The 14,061-nt window shown below is 67.4% G+C and carries 15 protein-coding genes and 2 tRNA genes; 10 read left to right on the top strand and 7 right to left on the bottom strand.

What is annotated here, in order from left to right; genetic code table 11:
• The first annotated feature begins 60 nt into the window (after positions 1 to 60).
• Together E4M00_RS09660 and E4M00_RS09655 are read left to right on the top strand one after the other, a co-directional pair.
• Positions 61 to 134 (top strand) — tRNA-Ile (locus E4M00_RS09660).
• 46 nt (positions 135 to 180) lie between these two features.
• Positions 181 to 253, top strand: a tRNA-Ala gene (locus tag E4M00_RS09655).
• 38 nt (positions 254 to 291) lie between these two features.
• Here the strand turns inward: E4M00_RS09655 and E4M00_RS09650 are convergent.
• Positions 292 to 1,230 carry a LacI family DNA-binding transcriptional regulator gene (locus tag E4M00_RS09650; protein ID WP_135120262.1) on the bottom strand — a complete coding sequence of 313 codons (939 nt, stop codon included), beginning with the start codon at positions 1,228 to 1,230 and terminating at the stop codon, positions 292 to 294.
• Positions 1,231 to 1,314: 84 nt separating this feature from the next.
• Here E4M00_RS09650 and E4M00_RS09645 point away from each other — a divergent pair, with 84 nt between their 5' ends.
• The 3 genes from E4M00_RS09645 (at position 1,315) to E4M00_RS09635 (ending at position 3,424) form a co-directional block, all read left to right on the top strand.
• Positions 1,315 to 2,328 carry a zinc-dependent alcohol dehydrogenase gene (locus tag E4M00_RS09645; protein WP_135120261.1) on the top strand — a complete coding sequence of 338 codons (1,014 nt, stop codon included), beginning with the start codon at positions 1,315 to 1,317 and terminating at the stop codon, positions 2,326 to 2,328.
• 12 nt (positions 2,329 to 2,340) lie between these two features.
• Positions 2,341 to 2,898: a cysteine hydrolase family protein gene (locus E4M00_RS09640; protein ID WP_135120260.1), complete on the top strand. Its 558-nt coding sequence runs from the start codon at positions 2,341 to 2,343 to the stop codon at positions 2,896 to 2,898.
• A gap of 73 nt (positions 2,899 to 2,971) precedes the next feature.
• Positions 2,972 to 3,424: an NUDIX hydrolase gene (locus E4M00_RS09635; protein WP_338033190.1), complete on the top strand. Its 453-nt coding sequence runs from the start codon at positions 2,972 to 2,974 to the stop codon at positions 3,422 to 3,424.
• A 54-nt stretch (positions 3,425 to 3,478) separates the two neighbouring features.
• Here E4M00_RS09635 and E4M00_RS09630 read toward each other — a convergent pair whose 3' ends face one another.
• Positions 3,479 to 4,009 (bottom strand): DNA helicase, encoded by a 531-nt coding sequence (locus E4M00_RS09630; protein ID WP_135120259.1) that lies wholly within the window; start codon positions 4,007 to 4,009, stop codon positions 3,479 to 3,481.
• Positions 4,010 to 4,144: 135 nt separating this feature from the next.
• On the opposite strand from E4M00_RS09630, the gene E4M00_RS09625 reads away from it, so the two are divergent.
• Together E4M00_RS09625 and E4M00_RS09620 are read left to right on the top strand one after the other, a co-directional pair.
• The gene (locus E4M00_RS09625) at positions 4,145 to 4,684 is read left to right on the top strand and encodes a peptidylprolyl isomerase (RefSeq protein ID WP_056170021.1); all 540 of its coding nucleotides are present in this window, start codon (positions 4,145 to 4,147) and stop codon (positions 4,682 to 4,684) included.
• A gap of 146 nt (positions 4,685 to 4,830) precedes the next feature.
• Positions 4,831 to 5,547 (top strand): rhomboid family intramembrane serine protease, encoded by a 717-nt coding sequence (locus tag E4M00_RS09620; RefSeq protein ID WP_240036985.1) that lies wholly within the window; start codon positions 4,831 to 4,833, stop codon positions 5,545 to 5,547.
• A gap of 205 nt (positions 5,548 to 5,752) precedes the next feature.
• Here E4M00_RS09620 and E4M00_RS09615 read toward each other — a convergent pair whose 3' ends face one another.
• Positions 5,753 to 5,992 (bottom strand): cell division protein CrgA, encoded by a 240-nt coding sequence (locus tag E4M00_RS09615; protein WP_056170016.1) that lies wholly within the window; start codon positions 5,990 to 5,992, stop codon positions 5,753 to 5,755.
• Between the two features lie 45 nt (positions 5,993 to 6,037).
• On the opposite strand from E4M00_RS09615, the gene E4M00_RS09610 reads away from it, so the two are divergent.
• From E4M00_RS09610 to E4M00_RS09605, 3 genes are read left to right on the top strand one after another with little or no spacing between them, the layout of a single operon-like run.
• A complete protein-coding gene (locus E4M00_RS09610) occupies positions 6,038 to 6,853 on the top strand; it encodes a class E sortase (RefSeq protein ID WP_193555570.1) in 816 nt (271 codons plus the stop codon).
• Between the two features lies 1 nt (position 6,854).
• On the top strand, positions 6,855 to 7,013 hold the full coding sequence (locus E4M00_RS17845; protein ID WP_167756862.1) for a hypothetical protein: 159 nt from the start codon (positions 6,855 to 6,857) through the stop codon (positions 7,011 to 7,013).
• The gene (locus tag E4M00_RS09605) at positions 7,010 to 7,645 is read left to right on the top strand and encodes an anthranilate synthase component II (RefSeq protein WP_135120257.1); all 636 of its coding nucleotides are present in this window, start codon (positions 7,010 to 7,012) and stop codon (positions 7,643 to 7,645) included. The genes E4M00_RS17845 and E4M00_RS09605 overlap by 4 nt, the downstream gene beginning before the upstream one ends.
• Positions 7,646 to 7,725: 80 nt before the next feature.
• On the opposite strand, the gene pknB is transcribed toward E4M00_RS09605, so the two are convergent.
• The 4 genes from pknB to E4M00_RS09585 form a co-directional block, all read right to left on the bottom strand.
• Positions 7,726 to 9,423 carry a Stk1 family PASTA domain-containing Ser/Thr kinase gene (gene pknB, locus E4M00_RS09600; protein WP_135120256.1) on the bottom strand — a complete coding sequence of 566 codons (1,698 nt, stop codon included), beginning with the start codon at positions 9,421 to 9,423 and terminating at the stop codon, positions 7,726 to 7,728.
• A gap of 64 nt (positions 9,424 to 9,487) precedes the next feature.
• Positions 9,488 to 11,218 (bottom strand): protein kinase domain-containing protein, encoded by a 1,731-nt coding sequence (locus E4M00_RS09595; RefSeq protein WP_135120255.1) that lies wholly within the window; start codon positions 11,216 to 11,218, stop codon positions 9,488 to 9,490.
• Complete coding sequence (locus E4M00_RS09590) at positions 11,215 to 12,681, bottom strand: peptidoglycan D,D-transpeptidase FtsI family protein (protein WP_135120254.1); 1,467 nt, start codon at positions 12,679 to 12,681, stop codon at positions 11,215 to 11,217. The genes E4M00_RS09595 and E4M00_RS09590 overlap by 4 nt, the downstream gene beginning before the upstream one ends.
• A complete protein-coding gene (locus E4M00_RS09585; RefSeq protein WP_135120556.1) occupies positions 12,681 to 13,997 on the bottom strand; it encodes an FtsW/RodA/SpoVE family cell cycle protein in 1,317 nt (438 codons plus the stop codon). Before E4M00_RS09585 ends, E4M00_RS09590 begins: the two co-directional genes overlap by 1 nt.
• Positions 13,998 to 14,061: the final 64 nt, after the last annotated feature.

The following is a 14,061-nucleotide window of genomic DNA, read 5'->3' as shown; positions in this document are numbered from 1 at the left end:
TGAGATCGACTCGATTTCTCCAATCGGATTGCGTCAGGTAGTCTTCTATCTGGCCATTTCGGGGATATAGCTCAGGCGGTTAGAGCGCTTCGCTGATAACGAAGAGGTCCGAGGTTCAAGTCCTCGTATCCCCACAGGTGATTTTCACCGCATACAACTTCACAGCACGACCCGTTTCACGGGGCCTTAGCTCAGTTGGTAGAGCGCCTGCTTTGCAAGCAGGATGTCGGGAGTTCGATTCTCCCAGGCTCCACACTTTCTTCATCAGGCGGATGCCGCCCCTCCGCCGGTCTACGCGGATTCCCGCTGGATCACGTGCGCCGGTACGGCCGGGGACGTCGACTCCTCGTCCAGCCCGAGAGCGCGCCGTGCCGCCGTGCGGCCGAAGCCCTCGGCATCGATGTGCACGCTCGTGAGCGCCGGCGTCGAGAAGGCGCCGTACTCGATGTCGTCGAAGCCGATGACGGCGATCCGCTCGGGCACTGCGATCCCCAGGGTGCGCAGTACGGGGAGCAGCCTGAGGGCGACCACGTCGTCGAAGGTCGCGATGGCCGTGACCTTCGGCTGCCGCGCCAGGAAGTCGGTGACGCGGGCGCCCGCATCCGTCGGGTCGATAGGAAGACGCAGTTCGATCGGAGGCTCCACTCCCAGCGTCCGAGCTGATTCGCCGGCGAAACGCAGCCTGGCGGCGCTGAGCCTGGTCGCGCGGTCGCCATCGGGGAGCGCGAAGGCGATGCTGGTGTGACCGGCGTCGACGAGGTGGCGCACCTGGACGGCCGAGTGAGCGGCGAGTCCATCGACTCGGCCACCGTCGTCTGCGGCATCCCGCTCGGGGCCGTAGAGCCCGGACAGACTGATGACAGCCCGCGGGCGCACACCGTCGATGACGGCCTGCATCGACGAGCGGGACGCGGCGCTGTCGTGATGCACGAGGAGCACGTGACCGTGCTGCGCGAGTTCGTCCTCGAGGCCGCGCACATAGCTCTCGGTGCCGCCACCGCGGAACAGGGGATCGAGGTCGAGGAGGACGATGCGTGACGAACCCTCCCGCAGTGCCCGAGCGATGCCGTGGGGCACGTAGTTCAGTTCGCGAGCGGCCTCTTCGACGCGCTGCCGCGTCGCCGGGGAGATGGTCTGGTCCGAGACGCCGTTGAGCACGAAGCTCACGGTCGCGGGGGAGACCCCGCTGGCGCTGGCGACGTCGCGCATGGTCGCTCGTCGTTCGCTCATCCGTCTCATGCTACTGTCTCCGAGAGCGTCACTAATTCGATTTAGTGCCGCCACCCAGATCACTGGAACAAGGAGAACGAGACGATGAAGAGCGTGCTGGTCACCGGACCCGGAGGCGTCGCCGTCGTCGACGTCCCCACCCCGACCGTCGGACCGACGGATGTTCTGGTGCGGATGCGCGCCTGCGGAGTCTGCGGCTCCGACAGCTTCTACATCGCACGAGGTGGCATCCCGCCCCGCGAGGGAGCCACCCCCATCGGGCACGAACCGGCCGGCGAGGTCGTGGAGGTCGGGTCGGAGGTGTCCGGACTGACCGTCGGCGATCACGTGGTCATCAATCCGATCGCGTCGCGATCCGCACTCATCGGCAGCGGCGGCCCCCAGGGCGCCCTGTCGGAGTACCTCCTGGTCGAGGACGCCGAGCTCGGTCGGTCGCTCGCCATCATCCCGGCCCAGGTTCCGTGGGAGGTCGCGGCCCTGAACGAGCCGATGGCCGTCGCGCGCCACGCCGTGAACCGCACCGCTCCGAAGGCAGGCGACAAGGTCGTCGTCTTCGGGGCCGGCCCGATCGGCCTGGGAGCGGCGATCGGCTACAAGCTCAGCGGAGCCGCCAGCGTCGTCGTGGTCGACGTCATCCCGTCGCGGCTCGAGAAGGCTCTCGCGGTGGGAGCGGACGCCGTCATCAACTCGGCAGAGGAGGACGTGTACGCGCGCCTCGTCGAGATCCAGGGCGCCGGCGCCACGGCGATGGGAGCTCCGCGCGCCGGTACCGACATCTATCTCGACGCGGCCGGTGTTCCCGCCGTCATCGACACGGCCCTCAAGGCTGCGAAGCAGGGCGCGACCCTCGGCGTCGTCGGCGTGCACAAGCACCCCGTTCCCATCGACTTCCAGGCGATCCTCGCGTCGGAGGTGACCATCGTCACCTCGATGGGCTATCCCACCGAGATCTTCGAGGTGACGAGCGAGATCGCCGATCACTGGGAGAAGTTCGCCGTCATCGTCAGCCACACCTTCCCCTTCAGCGAGGTCGAGCAGGCCCTGACGACCGCGAGCATTCCGGGGGCGGCCGACAAGGTCGTCGTCACCTTCGACTGAAAGACGAGAACCGTGCCCATCACCACCCTCGACGCCACCACCGCCCTGCTCGTGATCGACCTGCAGGCAGGAACGACCGCCAACCCGTCCGCGCATCCGATCGACGGGATCATCGAACGCGCGATCTCCCTCGTCGATGCCTTCAGGGTGCACTCGCTCCCTGTCGTGCTGGCGACGGTGACCGGAACACCGACAGGCCGCACCGGTCATGGTCCCGGCGGGCGCGAGTTCCCCGCCGAGTGGAGCGCGCTCGTGCCCCGGTTGAGCCCGCAACCCGACGACATCGTGCTGCAACGCACGACCTGGAGCGCCTTCGCCGGCACCGACCTCACCACTCGTCTCGTCGATCTCGGCGTCACGCAGGTCGTCGTCGCCGGTCTCGCCACGAGCTTCGGCGTCGAGTCGACGGCGCGCGCCGCCTACGATCTGGGCCTCAATGTCGCGCTCCCGACCGACGCGATGACCGATCCACGGGTCGAGTCGCATGACGGCAGTGTGGCCCGGGTCTTCCCGGCGCTCGGCGAGACGGGCACGACGGCGGAGGTGCTGACCCTGCTCGACGCGCGCTGACGGCCTGCGGCGGCATCCGTCGTCAGAGCGGCATCCGTCGCCACCGACGGAGCCGGCTTGTAGGGTTGCCCCCATGGGGATGGACATTCGCGTGGGGGCATACGGCGTCATCGTCCGCGATGGCGCCATCCTGCTCTCGCACTGGAACGAGCACGGGCGGAGCGGCTGGACCCTGCCCGGTGGCGGGATCGAGAACGGCGAGCATCCGGCGACGGCCGCTGTGCGCGAGATCCTCGAGGAGACCGGCTACGTCGCCGAGCTCGACCGACTGCTCGGCATCGACACCCACATCATCCCGGGTCGCAACAGGCCCGGCCCCATGAACCGCCCTCTGCAGGCGTTGCGCATCGTCTACCGCGCGCACGTCGTGTCAGGCGACCTCACCGACGAGATCGGCGGCAGCACCGACGAGGCCCGCTGGATTCCGCTCGACCAGCTCGACCGGCTGCACACCGTCGAGCTCGTGCGCGTGGGTCTCACCCTGAACGAGACCGAGCCGCCGACCGGCACCTACCTGCGGGATTGAGAAGAGCCGCCATCCCCTGGGGGATGACGGCTCTTCAGCGTCCAGCGGACGACGTCAGTCGTTGGCTGCCGACTCTGCTCCGGGGAGCGGCTCGTCGGCGATCCACAGCTCGTCGTCGGCGCGGAAGGTCTGCCACACGGCATACGCGACGCCGGCGGCAGCGATGACGCCGGCGGCCACGGCCAGGTAGGTTCCGACGCCGGGTCCGGTGTTGACCGGAACCGTGATCTTGCCCCGGTTGAGGCGGTCGATGGCGGCCTTCACGCGCCTGTCCTTCGCGATGTCACCGATGGTGAGCACGGCGCCGAGGGCGGTGCCGACCGCGGGAAGCACGGTCTGCTCGATGTTCTTGCCGGTGCCCTGCGCGAAGCTGCGCGCTCCGTCGACTCCGGGCTGCACGTACTGGGAGTAGGAGGACTGCACGCGGGGTGCGACCTCTTCGCGTGTCAGGTAGCCGACCTGGCGCCCAGCTTCCCGTGCAACGGTGTTGGCGCGGTCGAGTACATCCTGCTGACGGCTCCAGAGCTCTTCGGCACTGGCGCGCAGACGATTCAATTCCTTGCGGCGCTTGCGAGTCAAGCCCATGAAAGACCTCCATTGATCGGGGGCGAACTTCTTCCATCTTGCCACCGATCCGCTTGATTCCTAGCGGCGAGTTCACAGTTCGTCCCCGGCGAACACCCGCGAGCCCTGCGGATGCCGCTCTGTAGGATTGTCTGCATGTCCAAGCACACGGCAGTCGCCACCCTCAACACCACACTCGGGCCGATCAAGGTCAACCTCTACGGGAACCACGCCCCGAAGACAGTTCGCAACTTCGTCGGCCTCGCCACCGGTGAGATCGAATGGACCCACCCCGGCACCGGCAAGAAGAGCACCGACCCGCTGTACAACGGCGTCGTGTTCCACCGCATCATCCCCAACTTCATGATCCAGGGCGGCGACCCGCTCGGCCAGGGCATCGGCGGCCCCGGCTACCAGTTCGACGACGAGATCAACCCCGAGCTCGACTTCACCGAGCCCTACGTCCTCGCCATGGCCAACGCCGGCATCCAGGGCGGCCGCGGAACCAACGGTTCGCAGTTCTTCATCACCACGGCCCCCACCACCTGGCTGCAGGGCAAGCACACCATCTTCGGCTCCGTCGAGGACCCCGAGTCGCGCAAGATCGTCGACCAGCTCGGCGCCGTCGCCACCGATGGCCGCGACCGTCCGCTCCAGGACGTCGTGATCGAGAGCGTCACCGTCGAAGAGGTCTGACTCACGTGACGAATCGACCGGATGCCGGTGACTTCTGCTACCGGCATCCGGATCGGCAGAGCTATATCCTCTGCCAGCGCTGCGGGCGCACGATCTGCCCCGAATGCCAGACCCCTGGCGCCGTGGGAGTGTTCTGCCCGGAGTGCATGAAGGAGCAACGCGCCAACGCGCCGCGTACCAAGCCCGCGATCCTGACACGCCTCAGCGGGCGCGGCCAGCCCGTCGTCACCTACTCGATCATCGGGGTGACGTTCTTCGTCTTCATCCTGCAGCTCATTCCCGGGTCGAACGTGACCGCTGCGTTGCAGTTCGCCGGCATCTACATGAGCCCGCAACTCGATCAGTACGGCATCGAGCCGTGGCGGATGCTCACCTCGGTCTTCGTGCACTCGACGGGCTTCATCTTCCATGTCGCTCTGAACATGTACACGCTGTGGATCTTCGGCCAATTGCTCGAAGGGTTGCTCGGCCGCGGCCGATTCCTCGCGCTCTACCTGATCAGCGGGCTTGCCGGATCCGTCGCGGTGCTCTGGCTGGCCAGCCCGTACATGCCGGTGGTGGGAGCATCCGGGGCCATCTTCGGCCTGATGGGCGCGTTCCTCGTGATCCAACGGCGCCTCGGCGGCAACATGACGCAGTTGCTCGTGCTCGTGGGCATCAACCTGGTAATCGGCTTCATTCCCGGCACCAACATCGCCTGGCAGGCCCACGTCGGCGGTCTCGTGGCCGGTGCCGTCATGGGACTCATCTTCGTGGAGACGCGGAACGTTCGTCAGCGCACCCTCCAGACCGTGCTGATCGCCGGCCTCGCTCTGCTGCTCGTGATCCTCAGCCTGCGCTACTTCATCTTCCCGTTGGTCTGACGACCGGGCCTGCGCCCGCCTCACCCGGGCGTGTAACCGGGTGAACCGGTGACTTTCCCCTTTTCCACAGCTTTGTCCACAGAAGTTATCCACAGGTTTATTAACATTGGGGATAATTACACCGGTGTAATTGACCCCGTGCGGGTCACACGAAAAACCGCCGACATCCATGACGGATGCCGGCGGTCGGTGGTCGTGGGTGGCGTCAGCGCCAGCGCGTGGTCATGAGGAAGCCGATGAAGGCGATGCCGAATCCGACGAGGATGTTCCACGATCCGATCGACGGGATCGGGAGTGAGGCGTTGCTCACGTAGAAGACGATGATCCACACCAGTCCGAGCAGCATGAACCCGAACATGACCGGCTTGAACCAGACGGGATTCGGGGTGTCCGCGTTGGTGGTGGATTCCGCGCGCGCGGGCTTCGTCGACTTGGTGCGTGCCATGCCCGCGATTCTATCGTGATCAGCCGGTCACCTTAGAATCGACACATGGATGACCGGCCCGTCGCAGGTGAGAGCCCGCAGAGGGCTGCGGCATCCGCTCGTCCGAAGCGCCGCCGCAGTCGTGCCACTGTGCTGAGCGTCCTGGGCGAACTGCTGATCACCGCCGGCGTCGTCGTGCTGCTCTTCATCGGCTGGCAGCTGTGGTGGAACGACTGGATCACGGCCAACCAGCAGACCGCAGCCGCATCCTCGCTCAGTCAGGAGTGGATCGAGCAGTCGCGCGCGACACCGACCCCGACGCCGGATGAGACGGCGACCCCGGCCGATCCCGGGGACCCCGTGGTGTTGTCGTCGGTGACGGCGGGCCAGCCCTTCGCCGTCCTCTACATCCCCCGCTACGGCCCCGAGTACCACCGCACCGTCGCCGAGGGAACCGGCATGGACGTTCTGAACAGCACCGAGCTCGGCGTCGGCCACTACCCCGACACGCAGATGCCCGGCGAGGTCGGCAACTTCGTCGTGGCCGCCCACCGCAGCGCCTATGGCGGCGGCATGCACCTGATCAACGAGCTGCAGCTGGGCGACTCGATCATCGTGCAGACCCAGGACGGCTGGTACACCTACAAGTTCCGTTCGCTGCAGTACGTCCTGGCCAACCAGGTGGAGGTGCTCGCCCCGGTGCCCGGTTCGCCCGAGGTGCCCGCGACCGACCGCATCATCACGCTGACCAGCTGCAACCCCCTGCTGTCCACGGCCGAGCGCATCATCGCCTACGGTGTCTACGACAGCTGGCAGCCGCTGGCGGCCGGACCCCCTGCCGAGATCGCGGCGCAGGTCGCCGCCCAAGCGAACGGGGCCTGACATGTACGCCGCCCTCTGGCGCGTCCTCCCCGGTCCGGTCTGGGTGCGCATCCTGATCGTGATCGTGCTGATCGCCGCTGTGCTCTTCGCCCTGTCCACGTGGGTCTTCCCGTGGATCGACCAGATCGTCAACCCGCAGGATGTAACGGTGGACCAATGACCAGAGTGCTCGTCATCGACAACTACGACAGCTTCGTCTACACGCTGAACGGCTACCTGCGCGAGCTGGGCGCCGAGACCGAGGTCGTGCGCAACGACGACTTCGAGGCGACGGATGCCGCGGCCCGCGTCGCCGACTACGACGCCGTGCTCGTCTCACCCGGCCCCGGCAAGCCCGCCGACGCCGGCGTCTCGATCGCCGTCGTGCGCGCGGCCTACGAGAGCGGAACGCCGCTGCTCGGCGTCTGCCTCGGGCACCAGGCGATCGCCGAGGCCTTCGGGGCCGTCGTCACCAACGCCGAGGAACTCATGCACGGCAAGACCAGCGTGGTGGAGCACGACGACAGCGCGCTCTTCGACGACGTTCCGCAGCCGTTCACGGCCACGCGGTACCACTCGCTGGCGGTGGTCGACGGCACCGTTCCCGAGGAGCTCATCGTGACCGCGCGCACTCCCGGCGGAGTGATCATGGGTCTGCGGCACGCTGACGCGCCGCTCTACGGCGTGCAGTTCCACCCCGAGTCCGTGCTCACCGAGGGCGGCTACACGATGCTGGGCAACTGGCTCGAGGATGCCGGGCTCACCGGTGCGCGTGCCGCCGCAGCCGGGCGCACTCCCTTGGTGCGGTTGTAGCGACTCCCGGTCGATGAGGGCGGCGCTTCTGCCGTCGGCTGCGCGGTCCTCAGCGAGCGAGGGGTGTGAGCGGGAGTGCGTCAGCCGGCGCAGTAGACCAGGTCGACCGTGGAGCCCTGGGGCACGGAGCCCGGCGCGAGCGACTGGCTCGTGATGGGCAGGTTCGCCTCCTGCGGGCACGAATCGTCGGGCTTCGGGTTCGGCGTGAGCTGCAGCGCCGAGCCCTGCAGGATGTCGGTCGCGGCCTGGAGCGATTGCGTGGTGAGGTCGGGCAGCGTCACGAGTCCGCTCGACACGACGAAGTCCACGCTCGAACCGTCGTCGACCGAGGTACCGGCCGCGGGCTTCGTGCTGAGCACGACATCCGCCGGGATGGTCGGAGAGTTCTCCTTCGTCACCGCGCCGGGTACGAGGCCGGCCTCGGTGATCGCAGCCTGGGCGTCGGCGATCGCCTTGTTGGTGGCATCCGGAACCTCCACCTGTTCCTTGCCCGTCGAGACCGAGACCTTGATGAAGGTTCCGGGCGCGACGGTCTCGCCGGCCGCGGGATCGGTCTCGATGACCAGGCCCTTCTCGACCGAGCCGCTGGCCTGCTCGATGGGGGTGACGGCGAGGTCGAGGTCGGCCAACTGTGCCGTCGCCTCGTCGAGGGTGAGGCCGGCGAGGGTCGGAACCTCACGGGACGATGACGGGAGCTCGTTCGACGGCGCCAGGTTGAACACCCAGAACACCACGGCGGCGACGATGACGATGATGCTCAGGATTCCCGCCCACACCCAGACGGCCGGAGGGCGGCGCTGGGTGCGCACCATGCGATCGTCGTCGGCGAGCTGCTTGAAGGCGAGCTCGGTTCCCGTCTGCATGGGCGGCGGCGTGCCGAACAGCGTGGCGCCGGCGTCCTCGGAGACCTTGTGGATGGGCAGCTTGCCGGATGCCGCGATCTCGAGGTCCGCCTTGAACTCGGCGGCCGTCTGGTACCTGTCGAAGCGGTCCTTCGAGAGAGCCTTGGCGACGACCATGTCGAGCGCCGGCGACACCTTCGGGTTGATGTGGCTGGGTTTGGCCGCCGTCTCGCTGACGTGCTGGTAGGCGACGGCGACAGGGGTGTCGCCGCGGAACGGCGGGCGCCCCGTGAGCAATTCGAACAGCACGACGCCGGCCGAGTACAGGTCGGTGCGGGCATCGACGAGCTCGCCCTTGGCCTGCTCGGGCGAGAAGTACGACGCTGTGCCGAGGATGGCCGTGGTCTGGGCCACCGTCGTCGAGGAGTCGGAGATGGCCCTTGCGATGCCGAAGTCCATGACCTTCACCTGGCCGGACTTCGTGATCATGATGTTGCCCGGCTTGATGTCGCGATGCACGACTCCGGCGCGGTGCGAGTACTCGAGGGCGGTCAGCACGCCGTCGAGGATGCGCACGGCCTCCTTGGACTCGAGGGCACCGCCCTTGATGACGTCCTTGAGCAGCCGGCCGTCGACGAACTCCATGATGATGTACGGCTGCTGGGTCTCGTGGCCCGCGGCATCCTGAACGGTCTCCTCGCCGGCATCGAAGACGCGCACGATGGTCGGGTGCGCCATGCGGGCCGCAGCCTGCGCCTCCTGGCGGAAGCGTGTGCGGAAGGCCGGGTCGAGGGCGAGGGTGGCCTTGAGCAGCTTGATCGCGACCGTGCGGCCGAGTCGCGAATCCGTTCCGATGTGCACCTCGGACATACCGCCGCGACCGATGAGTTCGCCGACGCGGTAACGGCCTGCAAGCAGGCGGCCGTCGTCAGTCAATGCGAACTCCTTCTGTGGTCGGTGGTCGATTCGTCAGTGTAGCGGTCGGTGGTCGAGCGGACGCCTACTCGCCTGTCGCGGGGCCCTCGGGTTCGGCTGCGGGAGTCTCGGTGGGCTCGGGCTCGGGCGCCGCCTCGACATTGACGGTGAGCGGGTCGGAGACCGGCGAATCGATCTGGCCGCAGAAGTACTGCAGCGTGACCTGGAAGCTCGATCCGGGATCACCCGAGGTGACGACGGCCGTGCGGGTTCCGCCGGGAGTCTGGTCCTGGACCTTGAGCTCGGCACCGGACACGGCGACGTTGTAGCCGCTCAACGTCTGGCCGGCGGGGCAGGACTGGGTGTCCCACGTCACCGTGACGTCGGAGTTCGCGGGAACCGGGTCATTGCCGTCGAGTGTCGGTGCCGTGGCCTTCCCGGGAGCGACGACGTCACCGTAGACGGTGAGCGTGAGCTCGGCTCCGGGGTCGAGGTTTCCGGTGGGGTTCACGGCGTACACGGTGTCGACCTTGGCCGGGTCGGTCGCCGCGTTGCCCGTCGTCACGTTCGCGTTGAGGCCGAGGCCGTTCGCCTTGGCGCGCGCATCCGCACTGGACAGGCCCACGAAGTCGGCCTCGTTGACGGGGATCTTGGTGTTGGTCGGCGTCGGGGTCGGCGTGGGCGTCTTGGACGCTGTGGCCGCCGGCGTCGTCGTCTTCGGGGTGTCCTTGCCGCCTCCGCCGTTGACCGCGAAGGCGATGATGGTGCCGATCAGCACGATGGCCAGCAGGGTGATGAGGGTGATGAGCGGCCACGTCCAGGGACTGCGCTTCTTCTTCTCACCCTCCTCCTGCTCGGCTTCGATGGCCGAGGCACGAGTCGCCGTGGGCAGCACCGTCGTGGCCGCACTCGTGGAGTTGGCCTGCGGCATGAGCATGGTGGTCGCAGCCGTGGCGCCGCCGAGGACCGCGGGAACCGACGCGGCCGCGGCCTGCACGTCGCCGCGACGGAGAGCCGTCGCAGCACGAGCGAGGTGGGCTGCCGACTGCGGTCGATCGGCAGGGTTCTTGGCGATGCACGCGAACACGAGGTTGCGCACGGGCTCGGAGACCGTCACGGGCAGTTCGGGCGGAGCCTCGTTGATCTGGGCCATCGCGATGGCGACCTGCGACTCGCCGGTGAACGGGCGTCGGCCGGCCAGGGCTTCGTACGCCACGATTCCGAGCGAGTAGATGTCGGTGGTCGGCGATGCGGGGTGTCCTGACGCCTGCTCGGGCGAGAGGTACTGCACGGTTCCCATGACCTGACCGGTCGCGGTGAGCGGAACCTGGTCGGCGATGCGCGCGATGCCGAAGTCGGTGATCTTGACGCGGCCGTCGGGCGTGATGAGCAGGTTGCCCGGCTTGATGTCACGGTGCACGAGGCCCGCGGCGTGTGCGGCGTGCAGGGCGGCGGCCGTCTGCGCGACGATGTCGAGGACCTTGTCGGTCGAGAGGACGTGCTCCCGCTCGAGGATGGTCGAGAGCGCCTCGCCGGGAACGAGCTCCATCACGAGGTAGGCGCTGCCGTCCTCCTCGCCGTAGTCGAAGACGTTGGCGATGCCCTCGTGGTTCACGAGCGCCGCGTGCCTGGCCTCGGCGCGGAAGCGCTCGAGGAAACCGGGGTCGCCGAGGTACTCGTCCTTGAGGATCTTGATAGCGACCTGTCGACCGATCACGAGGTCAGTGGCCTGCCACACCTCGCCCATACCGCCGATGGCGATGCGGGTCGACAGCTCGTAACGCCCCCCGAAGGTGAGCCCTGCTGTGGGTCTCATTTGTTCAGCACCGCCTCTAGTACCTTCTGTGCCACGGGAGCGGCCAAGAGATTGCCGTACCCGTCTGTTCCCATTCCGCCACCGTCTTCGATGAGGACCGTGATTGCATACTTCGTGTCTTCCGCAGGGGCGAACCCCGTGAACCAGAGCGTGTAGGGATCCTCTTCCCCGTCCGCCCCGATGTTCTCCGCTGTGCCGGTCTTACCGCCCACGCTGACCCCGTCTATTCTTGCATTACTGGCCGCACCGTCATCGACGTCGGCAACCATCATCTTCTTGAGGGCATCAGCGGTTTCACTGCTGATCGCCCGGCCGAACTCCTGGGGTTCGAAGCTCTTGACGACAGCCAGGTCGGTGCCGGTCACCTGGTCGGCGAGCGATGGCTCCATGACGATCCCGTCGTTGGCGATCGCGGCCGAGACCATGGCGATCTGGATGGGCGTCGCGCGCACCTCGTACTGGCCGAAGGCGCTCAACGCGGTCTGCGCGTCGTCGAGGAGTGCCGGGTAGATGCTCTTCTCGACCGTCATCGGAATGTGGTGCTCGACGTTGAATCCGAACTTCTCCGCCTGCTCGCGGATGGCCTTGTCGCCGAGTTCCACTCCGAGCTCGGCCATGGGGATGTTGCACGACAGGCGAACGGCATCCGCGATGCTGACGGTCGCACCGGGACCGCAGGTTCCACCGCCCGAGTTGATGACGACCGAGGAGCTGCCGGGCAGCTGGTACTCGGACGGGTTCGGGAAGGTGCTCTCGGGGGTGTACTTGCCGGACTCGAAGGCGGCGGCGGCCACGACGAGCTTGAACGTCGACCCCGGAGGGTTGAGGTCGCCGCCGCGGTTGCGGTCGATGAGCGGATCGGCCGGGTCGGCCACCAGGGCGTCGTAGGTGACGTCGACGGCATCGGTGTCGTGGCCGGCCAGGCTGTTCGGGTCGAAGCTGGGCTTGGAGACCAGGGCGAGGATGCGGCCGGTCGCGGGTTCCGTCAGCACGACGGCTCCGGTGAAGTCGCCGAGGGCGTCCCAGGCCGCCTGCTGGGCGACGGGGTCGATGGAGACCTCGACGGCAGCGCCCTTCGGCTTCTGGCCGGTGAAGATGCGCTCGAGGCTGCTGAGGAACTGCGAGTTGGCCGTTCCGCTGAGGTAGTCGTTGAACGATCCCTCGATGCCCGTGGGCTCGCCGTTCACGGGGAAGAATCCCGTGACGGGAGCGTAGAGGGGCCCATTGGTGTAGCTGCGCTGCCACTTGTACTCGTCATCCGACGGCGCCGACGATGCGATCGGGGTTCCGGCCACGAGGATGGGGCCGCGCTCGACCTTGTAGCTCTCGTACAGGGTGCGCGTGTTGCGGGAGTCGGCGTTCAACGTGTCGGCCTGCACGGCCTGGATGACCGTCGTCGAGACGAACAGGGCCAGGAACAGGAGCAGGACGAACGTGCTCACGCGTTTGAGTTCGCGATTCATCAGTCCACCACCAGTCTGGGCTGATTGCGCACGGTGTCGGAGAGTCGCAGCAGGATCGCCGTGATGATCCAGTTCGCGATGAGCGATGATCCACCGGCCGCGAGGAACGGAGTCGTGAGGCCCGTCAGCGGGATGACGCGGGTGACGCCGCCGATGACGATGAAGCACTGCAGGGCGATCACGAAGGAGAGGCCGACGCCGAGCAGCTTGCCGAAGTCGTCCTGGCCGGCGAAGCCGACGCGGAAGCCGCGCGAGACGTAGAGAAGGTAGAGCGCGAAGATCGCGAACAGGCCGGCCAGCCCGAGCTCCTCACCGAGGCTCGCGATGATGTAGTCGCTCTGCGGAACAGGCGTGAGATCGGGGCGGCCCTGGCCGAGTCCGGTTCCGATGAGCCCGCCGTGGGCCAGTCCGAACAGGCCCTGCACGAGCTGGTAGCTGCCGCCGTCAGCGCCGTACACGGCCGGATTGAAGGCGTCGAGCCAGTTGTTGAACCGTCCGTTGACGTAGTCGAGGGTGCGGCTCGCCACGAAGGCGCCGCCGAGGAACATGCTGAGCCCGAGCAGCACCCAACTGAGTCGGCCCGTGGCCACGTAGAGCATCACGAGGAACATGCCGAAGTACAGCAGCGCCGTTCCGAGGTCGCGCTGGAACACGATGACCGACATCGACAGGGCCCAGACGACGAGCAGCGGGCCGAGGTCGCGGGCGCGCGGGAACCTCATGCCGAGGAAGCGGTGACCGACCATCGACAGGGAGTCGCGGTTGCGCACGAGGTAGCCCGCGAAGAACACGGCCAGGGCGATCTTGGCGATCTCACCGGGCTGGAAGGTGAGCACGTCGCCGATGCCGATCCAGACGCGGGCTCCGTTGATCTCCTTGCCGAGACCCGGCAACAGCGGCAGGAGCAGCAGCACGACGGCGACGAACCCGGCGATGTAGGTGTACCGGAACAGCACGCGGTGGTTGCGAATGACGAGCATGACGGCGATGGCGCTCAGGATGGCGATGGCGCTCCACGCGATCTGGCGCACGGCTGCGCTGTCCCACCCGTCGTGGCCGTCGGCGATGTCGATGCGGTAGATCATCGCGATGCCGAGTCCGTTCAGCAGCGTGGCGATCGGCAGCAGGAACGGGTCGGCCTCACGGGCGACGAAGCGCATCACGATGTGCAGCGCGACGACGAGAGCCGAGAGCACCGCGCCGAGGAACACGAGCGTGAGGTCGAGGTGGCCGAGCGCGCCGAACTGCACCAGCACCACGGCGACGGCGTTGAGCGCACAGGCGAAGATGAGCAGGGCGAGCTCGAGATTGCGCATCTTCTGCGGCAGACGGATGCGACGGATCGGCCCGGTCGGTGGGGATCCGTTCGGCGTGGGCGAC

Source organism: Orlajensenia leifsoniae, assembly GCF_004570845.1.
GTDB lineage: Bacteria > Actinomycetota > Actinomycetes > Actinomycetales > Microbacteriaceae > Orlajensenia > Orlajensenia leifsoniae.
This window is presented reverse-complemented; position numbering and strand designations above follow the sequence as displayed.